This window comes from Streptomyces sp. NPDC005962 (assembly GCF_040629205.1).
In the GTDB taxonomy this organism is placed as follows: domain Bacteria; phylum Actinomycetota; class Actinomycetes; order Streptomycetales; family Streptomycetaceae; genus Streptomyces.
The window spans coordinates 14,704-32,936 of sequence record NZ_JBEXVE010000018.1 but is presented as its reverse complement, the minus strand read 5'-3'; the positions used below and the strand labels follow the sequence as shown (position 1 = coordinate 32,936).

13 protein-coding genes and 3 pseudogenes are annotated in these 18,233 nt (G+C 65.9%); 7 read left to right on the top strand and 9 right to left on the bottom strand.

What is annotated here, in order from left to right:
- The first annotated feature begins 578 nt into the window (after nt 1-578).
- Nucleotides 579-2,849 (top strand): AAA family ATPase, encoded by a 2,271-nt coding sequence (locus ABZ370_RS26880; protein ID WP_358625618.1) that lies wholly within the window; start codon nt 579-581, stop codon nt 2,847-2,849.
- On the top strand, nt 2,842-4,323 hold the full coding sequence (locus ABZ370_RS26875) for a UvrD-helicase domain-containing protein (RefSeq protein WP_358625616.1): 1,482 nt from the start codon (nt 2,842-2,844) through the stop codon (nt 4,321-4,323). Before ABZ370_RS26880 ends, ABZ370_RS26875 begins: the two co-directional genes overlap by 8 nt.
- 247 nt (nt 4,324-4,570) lie before the next feature.
- On the opposite strand, the pseudogene ABZ370_RS26870 reads toward ABZ370_RS26875, so the two are convergent.
- The 3 genes and pseudogenes from ABZ370_RS26870 to ABZ370_RS26860 all read right to left on the bottom strand — a co-directional run bounded on the left by ABZ370_RS26870 (nt 4,571) and on the right by ABZ370_RS26860 (nt 6,191).
- A pseudogene (locus ABZ370_RS26870) lies at nt 4,571-5,653 on the bottom strand (integrase core domain-containing protein).
- 36 nt (nt 5,654-5,689) lie between these two features.
- Entirely contained in the window at nt 5,690-5,896 is a 207-nt protein-coding gene (locus tag ABZ370_RS26865; protein ID WP_358625614.1) for a hypothetical protein, read from the bottom strand.
- Nucleotides 5,897-5,933: 37 nt separating this feature from the next.
- Nucleotides 5,934-6,191 (bottom strand): transposase, encoded by a 258-nt coding sequence (locus ABZ370_RS26860; protein WP_358625612.1) that lies wholly within the window; start codon nt 6,189-6,191, stop codon nt 5,934-5,936.
- A 279-nt stretch (nt 6,192-6,470) separates the two neighbouring features.
- Between ABZ370_RS26860 and ABZ370_RS26855 the strand changes: the two genes are divergently transcribed.
- Entirely contained in the window at nt 6,471-8,009 is a 1,539-nt protein-coding gene (locus tag ABZ370_RS26855) for an ATP-binding protein (RefSeq protein ID WP_358625610.1), read from the top strand.
- A gap of 478 nt (nt 8,010-8,487) precedes the next feature.
- Here ABZ370_RS26855 and ABZ370_RS26850 read toward each other — a convergent pair.
- Nucleotides 8,488-9,569: pseudogene (locus tag ABZ370_RS26850) on the bottom strand (integrase core domain-containing protein).
- Nucleotides 9,570-9,830: 261 nt separating this feature from the next.
- The gene (locus ABZ370_RS26845; protein WP_358625608.1) at nt 9,831-10,865 is read right to left on the bottom strand and encodes a class I SAM-dependent methyltransferase; all 1,035 of its coding nucleotides are present in this window, start codon (nt 10,863-10,865) and stop codon (nt 9,831-9,833) included.
- Between the two features lie 525 nt (nt 10,866-11,390).
- Here ABZ370_RS26845 and ABZ370_RS26840 point away from each other — a divergent pair.
- Nucleotides 11,391-11,801: a transposase family protein gene (locus tag ABZ370_RS26840; RefSeq protein WP_358625607.1), complete on the top strand. Its 411-nt coding sequence runs from the start codon at nt 11,391-11,393 to the stop codon at nt 11,799-11,801.
- A gap of 14 nt (nt 11,802-11,815) precedes the next feature.
- On the opposite strand, the gene ABZ370_RS26835 is transcribed toward ABZ370_RS26840, so the two are convergent.
- Nucleotides 11,816-12,667, bottom strand: coding sequence for a hypothetical protein (locus ABZ370_RS26835; RefSeq protein ID WP_358625605.1), 852 nt, complete (start codon nt 12,665-12,667; stop codon nt 11,816-11,818).
- Nucleotides 12,668-13,332: 665 nt separating this feature from the next.
- On the opposite strand from ABZ370_RS26835, the gene ABZ370_RS26830 reads away from it, so the two are divergent.
- On the top strand, nt 13,333-14,274 hold the full coding sequence (locus ABZ370_RS26830; RefSeq protein ID WP_358625603.1) for a serine hydrolase: 942 nt from the start codon (nt 13,333-13,335) through the stop codon (nt 14,272-14,274).
- Nucleotides 14,275-14,375: 101 nt separating this feature from the next.
- On the opposite strand, the gene ABZ370_RS26825 is transcribed toward ABZ370_RS26830, so the two are convergent.
- The 3 genes and pseudogenes from ABZ370_RS26825 to ABZ370_RS26815 form a co-directional block, all read right to left on the bottom strand.
- Nucleotides 14,376-14,732 carry a hypothetical protein gene (locus ABZ370_RS26825; RefSeq protein WP_358625601.1) on the bottom strand — a complete coding sequence of 119 codons (357 nt, stop codon included), beginning with the start codon at nt 14,730-14,732 and terminating at the stop codon, nt 14,376-14,378.
- The gene (locus ABZ370_RS26820) at nt 14,729-15,304 is read right to left on the bottom strand and encodes a hypothetical protein (protein WP_358625599.1); all 576 of its coding nucleotides are present in this window, start codon (nt 15,302-15,304) and stop codon (nt 14,729-14,731) included. The genes ABZ370_RS26825 and ABZ370_RS26820 overlap by 4 nt, the downstream gene beginning before the upstream one ends.
- A 72-nt stretch (nt 15,305-15,376) precedes the next feature.
- Nucleotides 15,377-15,460: pseudogene (locus ABZ370_RS26815) on the bottom strand (chitinase); the annotation flags it as partial.
- Between the two features lie 136 nt (nt 15,461-15,596).
- Between ABZ370_RS26815 and ABZ370_RS26810 the strand changes: the two are divergent.
- Together ABZ370_RS26810 and ABZ370_RS26805 are read left to right on the top strand one after the other, a co-directional pair.
- On the top strand, nt 15,597-16,217 hold the full coding sequence (locus tag ABZ370_RS26810) for a helix-turn-helix domain-containing protein (protein ID WP_358625597.1): 621 nt from the start codon (nt 15,597-15,599) through the stop codon (nt 16,215-16,217).
- 64 nt (nt 16,218-16,281) lie between these two features.
- Nucleotides 16,282-18,210 (top strand): S9 family peptidase, encoded by a 1,929-nt coding sequence (locus ABZ370_RS26805; protein WP_358625595.1) that lies wholly within the window; start codon nt 16,282-16,284, stop codon nt 18,208-18,210.
- Nucleotides 18,211-18,233 lie beyond the last annotated feature (23 nt).

Genomic DNA, 18,233 nt, shown 5'->3' with positions numbered 1-18,233 from the left:
CAGCACTGCGCAACCGTCCCATCGATCCCGGCACAACGGCATGATCCGATCACTGCAGGACGGCTTCGTACGAACCGGCGCTCAACCTGACTGGACGGTCTGACAATGAGTCGGCTCTTCGTCCACTCGTGACCGGGATTGACGGACAGTCCAAGTGGGACCGGGCTGCCGACGAGAAACCTTGAGTCTTGGCCTCAACCTGGTGGGGCATGGCGCGCTCGACTCTGTGTCCGGCGCAAGTCCAGCCCCCCGCGAATGCCGCGCCCCGCTCTCGGAGAAGGAAACGAAAAACAGCGTCAAGTGCCTTGTCCGGCCAGGAGGCGTTGCCGCACTCTTTCGTGCAGCACCAACCCGGCTGGCCGGAGAGGCTTGGGAGGATTCCGTGCCACAGCCGTCCACCGAGTTCGACGAGGAGCTGAGGAAGCGGCGTCTGGAGGCCGGACTGAGCCTCACGGCCCGAGCGTTGGCCACGTCGCCCGGAAGCAGGGTGAGCCAAGACGGGCCCGCCCGGGGGGATATTTCCCCAACGATCAGAAAGGGCCTGCACGCGCGTACCGCTGAGCGATGATGTTCACAGAGTGACCGAGCTGATCGGGGGATCTGCCATGCATCTGAGCCGAGTTGCGGTGAGCGGCCTGCGCGCGAGCGCAGAATCTCCGATGAGCTGCACCCTTCCCGGCAGATTCAGTGTGCTGATCGGGGCCAACGGCGCCGGAAAGACCACGCTCACAGACGCGCTCTACCTCGCGCACCCCGGAAGCCGGTTCCCTGTGCTACCGCGGCCGACTTCAGCTGTACTGGCACCACCTGACGCAGGCGTGGAGCGCAGCATCGACATCACCTATGCACTGGGCGAGACCCTCGAAGCGGAAGGGCGGCTTGGCCACGAGCTTCACACCACGGGCCACCGACGCCTCGGAAGCGAGGCTGAATCTTGGAGTGTCTCCCTGCACCGACAACTGGGAACGGTCACCTCCCGACTGGCCAACAAGCACGGAACTGCCCCGAAGCTGGACAAATTCAAACTGATCTACCTGCCCGCCTGGCGTCATCCGCTGGACGAACTGGCTCGACGTGAGGCACGCATCCTGGTCGAGCTGCTGCGAGCCCGACAGCAGGAACTCCACGGCAGTCGCAACCTGGTGGCTCTACGGGCCCGTGCCTCCCGGCTGCTGGAGGACCTTGCCAAAGACAGCCTGATCGACGCCGTAGAAACGCGAATCGGCGAGCACTTGGGCAGGCTGTCCGCCGGTGTGAGTCCACAGTGGCCCTACATCCGTGGCCAAGTCATCGACGACGCCTACCTTGCGCGCGTCCTGGAAGTCATGCTCGCCGTCGTCGAAGGCCGCTCCGAGGCCCGTCCCCTGGAGGTCTCCGGACTGGGGTATGTGAACCTGCTGCACATCGCGGTGACGTTGGCAGCGATACCGGATTCCGCCGAAGCGCCCATCGAAACGAAGGACTCGCTGGACAGGCCCGGAGACGGAGAGCCCCTCTCCGAGGAGGAGCAGGCTCGGCAAGCCTTCGAGAACCTGGTCCAGGCCCAAGCCGAGGCAGCATCGGAGGAAGACTCTTTCTTCTCCACGACGCCCTTCCACGCAACGGTCGTCATCGAGGAGCCCGAAGCGCACCTCCACCCCCAGCTGCAGCACTCGCTGGTCCGCTACCTGCGTAGGACCGTCAAGTCGCGACCTGAGCTACAGGTGATCCTCTCCAGTCATGCGACCGACATCATCACCGCCTGCGACCCGGAGGAACTCGTCGTCGTACGCCGCACGGAGCAGGGAAGCATCAGTCGCTGCGTGAGAGACGTCGTACCACACCAGCATCGCGAGGCCACGCTGCGAATGACCCGACTGCACCTCGACACGAGCCGTTCATTAGCGCTCTTCGCTGAACGCCTACTTCTGGTCGAAGGGGTGACAGAAGGTGCCGTGGTACGAGAGTTCGGCCGGGCCTGGGCTGCAGACGATGTTGCGAAGCAAGCCTTCATTGATGCCCTAAGCATCGTCCCCATGGGCACCAAGGTCGGTCAATGGGCTGTCCGCCTCCTGGCGACACACGGCGCAGAGCTGTGCACGAAGCTGGCCATTCTCCGCGACAGCGACAGCGACCTGCCTTTCGACATCGCACGGGATTCACCCAAGTGGCTCGCCGAGCACGATCCTTCTATCGTCCAAGCCTTTATCAGCCACCCCACACTTGAACCAGCGATCACGCCGGGCAACGAGCATCTCATCGCAGCAGCCCAGCAATCTGTTGACCCTGAGTATCCGCTAGCCGAAGTCACCGTCGAGAGTGTCCGCACCTACTTCGGGAGCCGACGAGCGGGCAAGGACGGAGACGAAGGAGCCAAGGAAGGGCGAGGCGCACGGCGAAAGGCTGAGTTCGCCCTGACGCTCGCCGCCCTGCTGCGCGACGCCACCGACACCGACCGTGGGCAAGCTGACGACCTCACGCCCGTCCGCGTACCCGACCATCTCAGGAATCTCTTCGACTTCCTCTATCCCGCTGCCCCGGAATCCGCCGCCACCGATGCCGCGGCCGACGAGGATGTCACGGAACCGCCTGCCTGGCTTGCGCCGGACAACATCTGGGATGAGATTCCGGACCCCGTCGACTGGGACGACCTTGACGAGCCAGCGTTCTGGCAGGCGCACGAACCCGATCCGGAGGAGGCAGAGTCCGAGCCGGCAATCGCTTTTGGGGAGGAGGCAACACGCTGGGACGATCTACTCCTCGCACGTCCGGCGCGGCAGGACCACACGGTGGACCGTGGGCCTGGAGGCTGGCCCACCGCACGAGTACCGAAACCTGGGCAATGGCCGGGATCACCAAGCAATGCCTAGGCCAAGCGCGGGGATCATCAGCCTGACGCCACGGCAGCTCATGGCAAGCGGCAGTCCGCACGGCCGCGTGTACGTGGAAGCAGCACCTGGCTCGGGAAAGACCACAGTGTCAGCATTGCGGTTCGGACTGCACCGCTTTGCCGCCACCACCGACCGGCGGGCAGTCGTAGCCGTCAGCTTCACACGGTCAGCCACCGAGGAGCTACGAAACCGCGTCATCCGGCACTGGGGCCCGTCATCAGTGGCCTGGCCGCACCGCATCGTGACCCTGGACACCCTGCTGTGCGACCTTCTCTTCCACCTGCTCCAAGAGGGCGTCCTCCAGTGGCCAGGCGGTCACACCGACCTCGAGGTGCTGGACACGTGGCGAACTGCCCTCCCCGCGAAGCCCGGGCGTATGAGGCCCGTTCTGAGCGTGGACAGCGGGCAGGTCGTCATCAGGACCGTTGACGAATCTCAGTCCGCAAGCCACCCCTCCCCCACGGACTTCAGGAAAGCGATCTCTGAGGGCAGATGCACGCACGACAACGTACGGGAGGCCCTGCAAGGAGCGCTTGCAACTGGCGAGGCAAGGAAAGCGCTGACCTCCTACTTCGAGACCACCATACGATCATTGACAGTGGACGAGGTATTCGACGCTAACGACCTGGACAGGGACATCTTCTCGCTGGCCGCGTCAGGGTGCAGGTCACTCACTCTGGTCGGGGACCCGTGGCAAGCCCTCTACCAGTTCAGAGGCGCACGTCCCGCGGCGATGACGACATACATCCGCGAGAACAGCTTCACCACACACCGCCTGGACGAATCATTCCGGTGGGGAAGCGACAGGCAGGCATCACTCACGAGGCAGCTGCGCCGGCAAATGCCCGTGCAACTGACCCCGGGCCTCGCTCAGGACGCCGATGTGGTGATTGCACATAGATGGCAGGCGCTTTGGGACGCCGATCCGCACGTACTCCCCCTTGCTATCAAGCCTGGCGTCGGCCAAGTCCAGGAAGCGATATGCACATTGCTTCTCAACGAGATCACCCAGCATGCGCTCGGCTTACAGGCAGTATTTCTGCACGACGCTTTGGTCACGCTGGGTCTGGAGAAGGAGGATCTAGCAACAACTCTCCACCCCTTGCTGCAGGATGCAGTCTCTCGCCTGAAAGACGGCGCCCTGTCTCGGCAGGTATGGCAGAGCCTTTCAGATGGATTGACCGATCTTATTCCGGTGCTAGCTGCACAGCGCTACGCACGCAACCCCCTCCTCGCACTGACACGTCTACAGCTTCGACTCGGAGATGACCAGCTGGTCCCTGGCCTTACTTGCCACCAGTCCAAAGGTCGAGAGTGGAACACGGTGGCCGTGAAACTGAGCACCGCAGACATCTCGGCCCTGGCGCTCGGCCTCGACCCTGCAGAGGCAGACCATCGCGCCCTCTACGTAGCACTCACGCGTGCGCGCCTCAACACGCTGGCCCTCACATGAAGCGCTCTCGGACAGCGCCGGAGCCCAGGTGACGCAACTGGGGTACAGGTTCCCGGATGCGGTACAAAGGCACTGACAGCGCGCTCCCGGAACGCATGGCTCCCTCCCGGCGAGTGCAATCGCAAAAGCAGGCGCACCCGGTAAGCGGGACAGGAACACGGGCCCGTGAAGCGCCGACCGGATCGTGACGCCAGCGCAGCCGATCTCACGACGAAGCCTGTGCCGCTCGAAAAATCATCGCTGCATGTCATGCCGCATGTCTGTATTCGTTGATGAGGCCGCCGAGGATCCAGGTGCGCAGGACTTTGTGGATGTGGAGGTCATACACCGCGGCGGGTTGTTCGTGAGCGTCGGGTGGGAGCTGGCAGCGGGCCTGATGAGGTCGGTGCTCGTTGTAGTGCCGCCCGTAGGCGGCGAGGACGTGGCGGGCGTGGGCCTCGTTCATGATCAGGACGTGGTCGAGGGCTTCGCGTCGGATGCTGCCGATGATGCGTTCGCAGTGTGCGTTCGTGCGGGGAGCTTGTGGCGCACTTTTGAGGATCTCCATCTCCTCGGACCGGAAGATGGCGTCGAACGCCTAGCCGTACTTGCCGTCGCGGTCGCGCAGCAAGAAACGCAGGTTCGCGATGCGTACGCCCAGGTCGGATGTGAGGTTCCTGGCTTGCTGCACTACCCAGTCCCGTGTCGGGCGGGCGGTGACCCCGGTGATGTGCAGCCGCCGGGTGCCGTGCTCGAGGAACGCCAATGCGTACAACCGCCTGCCGAGGGCGGTGTCGATGTGGAAGAAGTCTGCCACGATGATGCCCTCGGCTTGCGCGGTCAGGAACTCGCGCCAGGTGGGGCCTGAGCGACGCGGCGCGGGGTCGATGTCGGCCGCGTTGAGGATCTCCCAGACCGTCGAAGCTGCGATCCGATACCCGAGTTGGCTCAGTTCACCTTGGATCCGCCTGTGCCCCCACTGCGGATTCTCCCGGGCCAACCGCACAACGAGTGTCTTGATCGCTGTCGGGGTGGGCGGGCGTCCGGTGCGTCGCCGCGCGGTGTAGTCCCACTTCGCGGCGATGAACCGACGATGCCAGGCGAGCAGGGTGCCGGGCGTGACAGGGAAGACCTTGAGCCAGTGGCGTCGGGGTACCAGCGCGGACAGGGCTGCGAACCAGAACCGGTCAGCACGCTCATAGCGGACCGGTCCGGCCAACTGGCGGCGCAGGACCACGTTCTCGTGCCGCAGCACCAGAAGTTCCGCGTCCTTCGCCGTCCCACGACGGAAGAGCACCGATGGAACCGTCAGCAGCTTACGGGTCACCTTATACAGCAAGGACACGATCACGGAGGACATGATCCCAGCGGCCCGACCACACCCAGCTCACCTGCAGCGATGACTTTTCGAACGGCACAGGATTACGGTGATCTCGTGAGCAAGCACGTCATCCGCCCGAGTCCGGGCCTGCCTGGCCTCCTCCGCCTCCAGCCAGGCGTAGAACGAGGAGCGGACCACGCCCAGGACACGGCACAGCAGAGCCACCGGGTGGACGGCCTTCTCCGCAGCGATGAACCGGTAGACCTCGCTCACCGGTCGCTGTCCTTGGCGAAGAAGGCCGCCGCTTTTTTCAAGATCTCGATCGTCTTCTGCTGCTCGGTGTTCTGCCTGCGCAGCCGCTTCGCTCCTCGCGCTCCGCGCTCGTCAGTTCGCCCGACGTTCCCCCGCCTTGGTCGACCCGGTCACGCTTCACCCAGCCACGCAGACTCTCCGGGCTCACGCCCAGATCCCGCGCGACCTCCGTGATCGTCTTGTCGGAGGAGCGGGCCAACGCGATCGCGTCCCGCTTGAACTCCTCCGAATACCGCTTCGAGTACTGACTACCCACCTGGCACTACTTCCTCGCCCCACGGGACGGACGCGACCACAGCCCGTGACACCAGTTCCCCATCCACGACAGCGGGCAGCCGAACACCGACTACACGATCAACGACGCATACCAATCCCACGGCCGTCTTCGGCCGCGCCATCAAGGAGTACCGCTATGCCGCTTGATCAGCAGCGGTGACCTTTCGAGGCTGGCAGGTATAGCCGTGTCTTATCGGATTTCGTATAGGTCGAGCTATACTGATGCCGTAGGATTCGGTAGACCTATCTGGAGACGAGCATGGAGAAGCCAGGGCATGTGCTCGACCGTGACGCGCAGTGGACGGCGCTGGTGCGTTTCCTTGAGCGGGGAGGGCAGCCGCTGCGCATCGGCCTGGTCTCCGGGCGCCGCCGTCACGGCAAGTCCTTCCTGCTGCGTGCCCTGTGCGATGTTGCGGGTGGCCTGTACATCACGGCGGTCCAGGAAGAGGGGACGCGCGCGGCGCAGCACCGCTTCTGCGCCGCCATTGCTCGGCACGCCGGCCTGCCCGAGAGTGCCGTCCGACTCGATGACTGGGAGCAGATCCTCACCACGGCGCTTCAGGTGGTGGCCCGGCGCGCGGAAGCCGGCGGCGCTCCGCTGCTCGTGATCGACGAATTCCCGTACCTGCTCACCCACAGCCCACAGCTGCCTTCGCTGCTCCAGCACCTGTACGACAGCTCGCAGGCCGACCGGGCTCCCGGCGGACGCCTCATTCTGTGCGGGTCGGCGATGTCGGTGATGCACGAGCTGCTCTCGGGCACTAAACCGCTGCGCGGTCGTGCCGTACTGGACATGCGGCTGGGCCCCTTCAGCCACCGGCAGGCCGCCGCGCTGTGGGGCATCGACGACCCGCAGCTGGCCTTCCAACTGCACGCGGTCCTCGGCGGGGCCCCGGGCTACCGGCAGTTGGTCCAAGACGAACCACCGGCCGGTATCGACGGTTTCGGCGACTGGGTCGTGGACAACCTCTTCGACATCGACCTCGGCCTGTTCACCCGTAACGAGACGGAGTACCTGCTCCGTGAGGACCCGCGGATCACCAACCGCGTCGTCTACTACGAGGTCCTCTCCGCCGTCGCGGCCGGAGCCACCACCCCCAGCAAGATCGGCGGACTCATCGGACGCGAACGCACCGCCCTCGCCCACATCCTCGACGTCCTCCTCTCCTCCGGTTACCTGCGTCGCGAGGACGACCTGCTGCGCCAGCGCAAGCCCACCATCACCGTGGCCGATCCGATCATCCGCTTCAACCAGCTGATCACCGTCCCCTACACCGACCTGCTCGAGCGCCGCGAAGGCCAGCAGGTGTGGCAGGCGGCTGCCCCCACCTTCGCCTCGCAGATCCTCGGCCCCCACTTCGAAGAACTCGCCCGCGACTGGGTGCGGCTCTATGCCGCCGACGAAGCCGGCATCACCGCCGGAGCGGTCGGCACCACCGACATCCACGACACCGAGGGACGTGCCAAGCACGAACTCGACGTCGTCGCTCTCACTCCCGGCGACAAGCCGCGCACTCCCAAGGCGCGCATCGCCCTGCTCGGCGAGGCCAAGGCGACCGTCCGACGCCGCGGCGTGGAAGACCTGGAACGCCTGGAGCACATCCGCACCGTTCTGGATTCTCAGGGCCACGCCAGTGCCGATGCCGCTCTGGCCTTGTTCTCCCAGCACGGCTTCACCGCGCCGCTCCGCGAGGCGGCCGTTCGCCGCGACGACGTCCACTTGATCGACCTTGCCGAGTTGTATGGGCGCAACGACCATCAGCTAGGATCACATGATGCGCTCCGGCATGGCGCTTGACGGCTACGGCTGTGGGTCAAGGGGTCGCAGGTTCAAATCCTGTCGTCCCGACCAGCGTTTTCGCAGGTCGAAGGCCGTTTCCGCAGGTAGCAGGAACGTGCGCCGTTCAGAAATGCGTCGCTGCAGCTCATAGGGCATCTAGTGGACTTCGCAGGTACGCTGGGATCATGGTTGGGTGATCATCTCACTGGTGTATCAGGTGACGCGGAAGCTGCTCTCCCTTCCGACGGTGCTGTTACGCAAGCAGGCAGGCAAGGACGCTGAACTGCTGGTGCTTGGGCATGAGAACGCGGTGCTGCGCAGGCAACTCGCGAGGCGGGTTCGGTACGAGTGGGCGGACCGGCTGTGGTTCACAGCATTGTCCTCGCTGATACCCCGGCGTCGCTGGTCCAAGGTCTTCCCGGTCACACCGAGCACGCTGCTGACCTGGCACCGCAGGCTCGTCGCCCTGTGCCGCTCGAAAAGTCATCGCTGCATGTCATGCCGCATATCTGTACTCGTTGATGACGCCGCCGAGGATCCGGGTGCGCAGGACTTTGCTGGTGCTGAGGGCATGCGCCGCGGCGGGTTGTTCGTGGGCGTCGGGTGGTAGCTGGTTGCGGGTTTGGTGGGGTCGGTGTTCGTTGTAGTGCCGCTCGTAGGCCGCGAGGACGTGGCGGGCGTGGGCCTCGTTCATGATGAGGACGTGGTCAAGGGCTTCGCGCCGGATGCTGCCGATGATGCGTTCGCAGTGCGCGTTCATACGGGGAGCGTGTGGCGCACTTTGAGGATCTCCATCTCCTCAGCTTGGAAGACAGCGTCGAATGCCTCCCCGTACTTGCCATCGCGGTCGCGTAACAAGAAGCGCAGGGTCTCGATGCGCATGCCCAGGTCGGCGGTGAGATTCCGCGCCTGCTGCACCGCCCAGTCCCGGGTCGGGTGGGCGGTGACCCCAGTGATGTGCAGCCGCCGGGTGTCGTGCTCAAGGAACACCAGCGCGTACAACCGCCTGCCGAGTGCGGTGTCAATGTGAAAGAAGTCTGCCGCGATGATGCCCTCGGCTTGCGCGGTCAGGAACTCGCGCCAGGTGGGGCCTGAGCGACGTGGCGCGGGGTCGACGCCGGCCGCGTTGAGGATCTCCCACACCGTCGAGGCGGCGATCCGATACCCGAGTCGGGCCAGCTCCCCTTGGACCCGCCGGTGCCCCCACGTCGGATTCTCCCTCGCCAGCCGCACGACGAGCTTCTTGATCGCTGCCGGGGTGGGTGGGCGACCGGTGCCCCGGCGCGCGGTGTAATCCCATTTCACGGCGATGAACCTGCGGTGCCAGGCAAGCAGGGTGCCAGGGGTGACAGGGAAGATCTTGAGCCAGTGGCGCCGGGGTATCAGCCCGGACAGGGCTGCGAACCAGAACCGGTCAGCACGCTCATAGCGGACCGGTCCGGCCAACTGGCGGCGCAGGACCACGTTCTCGTGCCGCAGCACCAGAAGTTCCGCGTCCTTCGCCGTCCCACGACGGAAGAGCACCGATGGAACCGTCAGCAGCTTACGGGTCACCTTATACAGCAAGGACACGATCACGGAGGACATGATCCCAGCGGACTGACCGCATCCCGCTCACCTGCGGCGATGACTTTTCGAGCGGCACAGGGAGCGAGTGCGGCCAGGTCGATCGACGACGGGCGGACAAGCGCACGAGGCTCCTGGCAGCACGGTGGATCTCGGGACACCGTCTACCAGGAGCCTCTTCGTTTCGTCGGCCCGTCCAAGTCCTGGACAACCACGCCAGGTTGGAAAAGCCTCAATATCGCCCTACAGCGCTCGAAAAATTAGAGAACAGAATCAATGGCGACGTGCGGTCATGGTGAGAAGTACGTTGCCATGGTTCTGCCGGATGTCGGCGAATCCAGCCCCGGTAATCTCGTCGGCCAGTTCCTCGAAGGATTGAATTGGCGCCCAGTCACGGATCAGGAGGGCGAGGAGCGAGGATTGCTGCGCCGCGATCGACCTACTAGTGGGGTCCTGGTCCTGGCCAGGTAGAACGGGGCACACGAGCAGCCCGCCGGGTCGCAAGCGTGCGAACGCGTTGTCAAGAGCGGCTCGGCGGCTCGCGGCGGGGAAGAAGAACTGACTCCAGAAGACGATATCGACGGGCTTGTCGTGCTGATAGGTCGTGGCGTCGGCTTCGACGAACTGCACGCGGTCTGCCACACCGAGCCGCTCCGCGCGGGCGCGTGCGGTGTCGAGAAGGTCCGGGGCAACATCGACCCCGACAGCAGTCATGTCCGGGTACGCCACAAGGGTGCCGAGCAGCATGCCAGCGACACCGCAACCTAGTTCGAGCCAGCTACCTCCAGCCTTGACGGCCTGTTCCAACTCTGGAATCTCGGTCACGGCGGCTCGGGTCAGGGCGCGACCGAATTCGGTGGTCGTCGCCAGGGTGACGGAATCGGCCATGGCGCTTCGGCTACCGGCGTCCAGCTCCCAGTAGGAGGGCGGCGAGCCGAGTATCTGAGCCAGCGTTTGGCGACGGGCGGCTGCTCCGGCAAGGGCGTTCATCAGCGAGACGTCGACCCCGCCGCGCGTCAGTCCCATCCAGTCCGCTGTGAGACGGTAAGCCCCCTTCGGTACGGGTTCCAGCGCGCCTAGTGCGACGAGCGCGGTGCAGACGTCTTCCACGCGCTCCTCGGAGGTGCCGAGGGCGTCGGCCAGGTCCAGTGCTGTGGTCGGTTCAGCACAACGAGTCAGCAAGCCCGTTTGCAGCGCGACATGGACCAACGTCGCTTGCTCAGCCGCTGTCGCGAGCTCCCCGACGCGTCCGAGAACTGCCTCGGGCCCTCCAGTGTCGATCGCTTCCGAGGCATCCGAATCGTGCACGTTCTTCTCCCATGTGTCGTGTTGGCCCGCGGAAGAGTAACGATCACTGACTGACACGCGTTCCCGCCCGACCTGCTGGTGGCGTATTGGTGAGCCTTTTCCATCTGATGCGCGTGGGGCCGGAGGAGCCCGGGGCGGCTCTCCGGAGAAGCGGCGCGGAAGTCCGCGCCGGATTCGGGCAACCGCGTACGGGCAGGTCGCTGACCAGCGCGGACGCCAGGTTGAGAAGGCCCGCGTCCACGTGCCGAACGCAGCTGCCCAACGGCCTGTGACCGTCCAGGTCAGCGTTGCCTCCCGCCCAGCGGATTCGTCTCTCGACGGGGCGTCCTAGCCTGCGCGTATCACTTGCGGCTGTGCCCGGATCTTGAGCGGATCCAGATCAGCGACGAGGCCATCGCCACTTTGCCGATCATCCGGCATCGCTTCCACGGGGACTGGAACTACACCCTCCCCCCCGCAGACCAGCGACCGCGTCCGGACCGTCCCCGGCACAACCGGCCGCCAGTCGGCGGCTCTCGCTCCCTCATGCCCGATGAGCTGCAGCACCCTGAGCTGACCGGGATGACACGCCAGCAGCTCAGCGACCTGATCAACACCTTGATCCCGGGGCTGGAAGAGTCCCGCGAGCAAGCCCGCCACGCAGCCCGGGGCGGACCACGCCGCGTCGTCCGCGGCACAGGCCCCAATCCCAGCCTCACGCCCGCCGACCAGATCCTGGTTACCGTCCTCTACCTGCGAAAGCACAGCCTTCAGGAGCTTCTCGGACAACTCTTCAATACCACCGCCATAACCATCAGCCGTGCTGTCAAAGACGTCCGCCCGCTCCTGGAAGCCCACGGGGTCCACATCCCCGCCTCGTCAGCCCGGTTCCGCACGCCAGCCGACATCACCAGATTCCTCGACCCGGACAATCCCAAGATCAAATCAGCGTGTTGATTCCCGGCAAACCCTTAGTCCGCTGCCCGGGCCGTTTCCAGGGCTTCGGCGGTCAGTTTGCCGAGTGGGCCGACGGCGTCGGCCACGCCCAGGCAGGTGCTGTCGCGGAAGACACCGAGTTCGTAGTGCACGGACTCGGTGTCGACGGAGCGGACCGTGAGCCCGATCTCGTAGTCGCCCGGGTAGGTCACCTCACCGAGATACTGGATCTGGTACGACCAAGGGGGTAGATCTGGCACCGAGCCCGCACCACTCGTCCCCATCGAGTGCAAGGTGAACGTGGCGACGGCCTCGTCGTACCAAGTGGCCAGTGCGATGAAGTTGACGTGCTGGTTGGAGTCGACGTCACCGATCCGGGAACGCAGCGGGGCCCAATACAGGTAGTGGGCACGTTGCAGGCGCTCTGGGCGTGGACGGGCAGCTGCCGACGATCCTGTCTCCGGTAGCTGCATCTCGGCGAGATCGGCGATCAACTCGTCGGGAAGCTGGAGCGGCCCCGTGTTGTCGGCCAGCACGACAGTGGCGTCGCCACTCCCCACATGCTTGCCGCCGACCACGATCGCCTGTTCGAAGGTGAATGAGGAGCGCCCGACCCGGCGAACGCCGGTGTGCACCTGCACGCGGGTACCGGTCGGTCCAGCCTGAGCGAGCCGCTTGACCCGTTGGCCGACGAGCAGTATCTGGTACGGGCCGAACCCGCCCGTACCGGTGAGGCGTTCGAAGCGGCGCAATGGCAGCCGAATCCGGGCGTCTTCCAGCCAGCGGGCCATGCCGATCGTGCTTGCCCAGCCGTCTTGGCCAAGATCGGCCTGCCGCACCCGGACGTCGACCTGGACACCGAAATTCTGATCGTCAGCAGAGCTCATGCATGATGACCTTAGAGCAAGGTCAACTACCCCACCAGGTCGGACAGTACGTGCCACGCTACCAGCTCCAGACGACCTGCGGCACTGAAGCCGGTGAGCGAAGCGGACAAGGCCGGATCACCGACCAACGGTCTCGGGACTCGCTCGGCCGGCTCGTCGAGCGCCCCAAAGCTCACGCAGCCTGAACCACCTCAACTGGTCCACAGGTCTTGGCCATTCCTCAGGTCCCGGCGGGAGCGATGAAACCCACATTGAACCGACCCCCACTGCCACCCGTTACGGATAACGCAAGCACCCGCACAACCACTGGAGAGAACCCACGCACGACCGGCGAGCCCGAGGCGTCTCCCGGCAAGCACCCTGACCGGCCCGCGATCCGGGCTATGGCCTGGTCGAGCATCGCTCGCTAGCGGACAGGGCCACGCTTTGGCTCACGGCCTCCGCACGATCTTCAGGAGTTCGCGCAACTCCCGATGATCACATGGTGGCCGTACCTGTTCCCAGCCGGGTCCACCAAAAGATCGCGAAACCGAACACGAGGACCGGACGCCTCTTCAGTGACTTCCTGTGTGCATGCCGTAGCCAACTATGCGGAATTCGTTGTCGTTTGATTGGTGAGACGACGCCCCGACCCTTGTCAACCCTGAAAATGAAGCGGAGGGCGAATGCAAAAACTACGTCGTGGAATAATGACCCGCCCTTGGAGAACGGCAGCCGTCGCATCCACGGTGGCCGTTGCGATCGCGGTACCGGTGGCCGTGGCTCAGGCATCCCCCGAGCCGCCGCCGGAGGTCAGCGCCAAGGGCGCGTACCTGCTCGACACCGGTTCCGACAAGGAACTGATGGCCAAGGCCGCCGACACCAGGCGCCCGATGGCGAGCACCACCAAGATCATGACCGCTCTCGTGGTGCTCGAAACCAAGGGCCTGAACCTGAACCAGCAGGTCACGGTCAAGCAGGAGTACCGCGATTACGTGGCCAAGGCGGGAGCCAGCACGGCCGACCTGCAGACCGGTGACAAGCTCACCGTCAACCAGCTGCTGTACGGCATGCTGCTCCCGTCCGGCGCCGACGCGGCGATGGCCCTGGCCGACACCTTCGGCACCGGTGCCACCACGGACGAGCGCACCAAGTCGTTCGTCTCCAAGATGAACACGAAGGCGCAGAACCTGGGGCTCAAGAACACCAAGTTCGACGCCTTCGACGGCCTCGCAGCGGGCAGTGACAACTACACGACCCCGAGCGACCTGGCGCGCATCGCCGAGCGCGCGATGGAGAACAAGACGTTCGACACCGTCGTGGGATCGGAGTCGACCAAGCAGGAAGCACCAGCGGCCAACGGCCGTACCCGGTACTACTCTTGGGACAACACCAACCGGCTCCTGGGGTCTTACAAGGGCGCGATCGGCGTGAAAACGGGAACCACCACCTCTGCCGGCCCCTGTCTGGTCTTCGCGGCCAAGCGCGGTGACCGTACGGTGGTGGGTGTCCTTCTGAACGACGAGAAGGACCGTTACCCGGACGCGGCGAAGATGCTGGACTGGACCTTCGACACCGAGACCCAGGTGAAGTGGCGTCAGCTACCCAAGGATGTCCAGCGGGACTGATCCCGCGGACCATCAGGGCCCAACGTCACGGTGCCCGGCCGGACCCGTTCCGGCCGGGCACCGTGCTCTCATGGAGTGGTGACCCAGAACCCGACATCGCATCAGGTGGTGGTCGGCAACAGGTCCTCTCCGGGTGACGGGCGCAGGCCGTCGGTGCGGTATGCGACCCTGCCCCCTGGGGGACGATCCAGCCGATGAGCCACCCGATCCGAGGAGGCCCGACATAAGCGGTCCCGTGACCCGCGCGCGCACTGGCTGCTGCTCTCGCTGAGCCTGCCCGTCATTTTCGGCCTGCTGATGTTCCAGGGCTGGACCACCCACGAGGTCGACGCGGCGAAGACGCGGCCCGCCTGCACCAGCCCCGTGCCGAAGGACATCGTCGGCGGCGGCCCGGTGGTGCAGATCAACAACGGGCTACCCGCCACCAGCGAGGCGATGATCCGGTGGTCAATGGTCACGCGGATGAGCCGGTGTCTGGCACGGCCACGGGCCGTCGGCCGACACTGAATGCCCCCGACGCCTCCAGGATGAGCCACCCGCGCTCCGCCAGACGCCGGGCCTTCGACCGCAGCCCCTCGACCTTCGCCGGCGTCGCCCCCAGGCCCAGCTCCACCGCGATCTCCTTGACCCGAAGCGGCCCGTGACCCGCAGCTCGCTGCCGTTCCAGCACGCCCACAATCCGCTGATAGCCCGGCGCCAGAACCGTCACCGGCAGCCCGTCCCGCCAAGGCGGCACCGTCGAGCCCGGCACCGGCGCGAGCGCCGCCGCCGCTTCCTCCTCCGCCTCGGTCCCGGTCACGGCAGTAGTCCCGGCCGCAGAGACTGCCAGGGCCTCGACCAGCTCCTCCCGCGCGATCACACGCCGGTCCAACTCGATCTCCGCAGCCTCCAACACCTCAGCCAACCGCGCGACTTCTTCCCGCAGACCCTCCACCCGCACGCGGGCAGCTGCCTCCCGCTCCTCCAGAATTCCCAGCACCGACGTCACCGCGCACCCCTCGACCATGAAGCGGACACAAGACGTCGGCATGCCTCCCTCAACCAGTGCGCAACCATTCCTGACCAGCAGAAATCAAGCGATCACGTCCGGTTGAGATACGGCTTCCCAGGCCACCGCGGAGTTGGCCTCCACCAGCGCGGGGTTGTTCAGCAGATCCAGACCGAGGGTGTCGCCGGCGGCCTTGTAGCGCAGCCGGCCTCACCGGAACCGAAGGTCTTCAGGTTCACACTTGCGGTGCCTCGTCACTTAGTGACAAGGTATCGCTTAATGACAGAGGGAGGGGGCGGAGCGCCATGACGACGAAAAGGGGCGGTGGAGGGGGATGAGCGAGCAGCGGCGTGCGCGGCTGCGGCTGGAGATCTCCCGGGAGGCGGCGCGCCTGTTCTGGGAGCAGGGGGTGGCCGCTACGAGCGGCGATCAGATCGCGGGGGCGGTGGGCCTGTCCACGCGCACCATCTGGCGGCACTTCCGCAGCAAGGAGAGCTGCGCGGAACCGGTCATCATGCAGGGTGTCGTCACCCTGGTGACGTTGATGCGCAGCTGGCCCCGGCACAGTTCCCTCGACGACCACCTGGCGACGGAACTGACCAGGATCAGTCACGAGGCGCCGCCCGTCGACGAGATGCTCGCGATGAAGATGATTCGGCTCGCCGACACCGAGCCGGCGCTCCGCACCGTGTGGCTGATGGCCTACGACCAGGTGGAACGCGAGATGTGCATGATCATCGGTGACCGTCTTGAGCGCCCGGCCGGTGATCTGGAGGGGCGCATGTACGCCGCGGCGGCCGCCGCGGTCGTGCGGGTCCTGGACGAGCACATCGGCGCCGCCGCCCTCGCCGGCGCCGACCTCACGCAGTTCACCGACATGACGGCCGTCGCCCGGCGCATCGCCCACGCGATCCGCACAGCCACCGGTGGAGTCGTCGGCGACCCCATCGCCTGAACGGAACTGCGCTGAAATGCACGGCGCCGAACTGAGCTGAGCTGAAACCAGAAGGAGTATCCGTATGTCCGCCATTCCGCGCGAGGTGGCGCACCTCGCTGTCGAGGACTTCTTCAGCGCGCCCGTCCGTACCGGGGCCTCGATCTCGCCCGACGGCACCAGGATCGCCTACCTGGCGCCGTGGCGGGAACGACTGAACGTCTGGGTGGAGAGCGTCGATTCGGATGAGGAGGCGCGCTGTGTCACCGCCGACGACAACCGCAGCGTGCACACCTACCACTGGACCGACGATCCGCGGTGGCTGCTCTACGAACAGGACGGCGACGGAGATGAGAACTGGCACCTCTACCGGGTCGACTTGGAGAACCCGGATGCCGAGGCGGTCGATCTCACCCCCTTCCCCGGTGCCAAGATCATAGGCTTCGAACCGCAGGTCAGGCGGCCGGGCAAGGCGATCCTGAGTCTGAACCGCAGGAAGCTCACGGAGTTCGACCTCTTCGAGCTCGACATCGCCACCGGTGACCTCACGATGCTGGCCGAGAACCCCGGCCAGGTCGCCGGGTGGCTGTGCACGCCTGACGGGGAGCTGTACGCCCATACCTGGACGGTTGACGGTGACATCGAGCTGGCGCGGTGGGAGGCCGGGACGGGGACACTGTGCCCGGTCACCACGTTCGACGGCGCCGACTACCCGCTGGGCGTCCAGCCGTTCCAGCTCACCCCGGACGGTACCGGTGCGTGGATCGGCTCCAACCGGGACAGCGACCTGACCCGGCTGGCGAGGCTCGACCTGGTCACGGGCGAGGAGACCCCGGTCGACAGCCACCCGTTTTTCGACCTCGACACACGTTCCACCGTTTCCCCGTCGCTGCCGTCGCCGCTCATCCGCGACCGGCGGACCGGAGAGCTGCTCGGGGTGCGCTACCTCGGCGAGCGGCAGGTGATCCACCCGCTGGACCCGCGCTTCGGCGCGGTGCTGGAGAACCTGGAGAAGCTGTCCGACGGCGACCTGTCCACCCTGTCGTCCGACGTGAGCGGGCAGCGGTGGGTGGTCGCCTTCACCCATGACCGCGACCCAGGTGTCACCTATTACTACGACCACTCCACGGGCGAGAGCCGACTGCTGTTCAGGCCGTATCCGCATCTGGACCCCGAGGTCCTCGCCCCCATGACACCGGTCACGGTCCTCGCACGCGACGGACTGGCCCTCCCCTCGTACCTGACCCTGCCCACGAGGGCCGAGCCGGCCGGGCTGCCGCTGGTGCTGCTGGTGCACGGCGGACCGTGGTACCGCGATGGCTGGGGGTTCTACCCCGTGGTGCAGTTGCTGGCAAACCGCGGCTACGCCGTGCTGCAGGTCAACTTCCGCGGCTCGACCGGCTACGGCAAGGCGTTCGTCAAGGCCGGCATCGGGGAGCTGGCCGGGAAGATGCACGACGACCTCATCGACGCCGTCGACTGGGCCGTCCGGAAGGGGTACGCGGACCGGGACCGCGTCGCGATCTTCGGCGGCTCCTACGGCGGCTACGCCAGCCTGGTCGGCGTCACCTTCACCCCCGACGTCTTCGCCGCCGCCGTCGACCTCTGCGGCATCTCCAACCTCGTCGCCTTCCTGCGCACCGTACCGGAGTTCGTGAAGCCGCACCTGATCAACAACTGGTACCTCCACGCCGGCGATCCAAGCGACCCGGAACAGGAGGCGAACCTGTGGGCCCGCTCGCCGATCAGCCGGGTGGACGAGATCCGCACACCGCTGATGGTGGTCCAGGGCGGCAACGACCCCCGCGTCGTCAAGGCCGAGTCCGACCAAATGGTCGAGGCGCTGCGCGCCCGTGGCGTCGAGGTCGAGTACCTGGTCAAGGACAACGAGGGCCATGGCTTCGTGAACCCGGACAACACCATCGACATGTTCCGCACCGCTGACCGCTTCCTCGCCCGCCACCTGGGCGGACAGCAGCCCGCCGGATCGGTCTGCCCCGGCCACACCCCCTGAGAAAGACAGCCTGCCCCCACGCC

Bases quoted from the DNA above. Each gene is read 5' to 3' on its own strand.
- ABZ370_RS26835 (WP_358625605.1), bottom strand. From the start codon at position 12,667: ATGAGCTCTGCTGACGATCAGAATTTCGGTGTCCAGGTCGACGTCCGG.
- ABZ370_RS26810 (WP_358625597.1), top strand. From the start codon at position 15,597: ATGAGCGAGCAGCGGCGTGCGCGGCTGCGGCTGGAGATCTCCCGGGAG.
- ABZ370_RS26830 (WP_358625603.1), top strand. From the start codon at position 13,333: ATGCAAAAACTACGTCGTGGAATAATGACCCGCCCTTGGAGAACGGCA.
- ABZ370_RS26805 (WP_358625595.1), top strand. From the start codon at position 16,282: ATGTCCGCCATTCCGCGCGAGGTGGCGCACCTCGCTGTCGAGGACTTC.
- ABZ370_RS26820 (WP_358625599.1), bottom strand. From the start codon at position 15,304: ATGCCGACGTCTTGTGTCCGCTTCATGGTCGAGGGGTGCGCGGTGACG.
- ABZ370_RS26840 (WP_358625607.1), top strand. From the start codon at position 11,391: ATGCCCGATGAGCTGCAGCACCCTGAGCTGACCGGGATGACACGCCAG.
- ABZ370_RS26875 (WP_358625616.1), top strand. From the start codon at position 2,842: ATGCCTAGGCCAAGCGCGGGGATCATCAGCCTGACGCCACGGCAGCTC.
- ABZ370_RS26855 (WP_358625610.1), top strand. From the start codon at position 6,471: ATGGAGAAGCCAGGGCATGTGCTCGACCGTGACGCGCAGTGGACGGCG.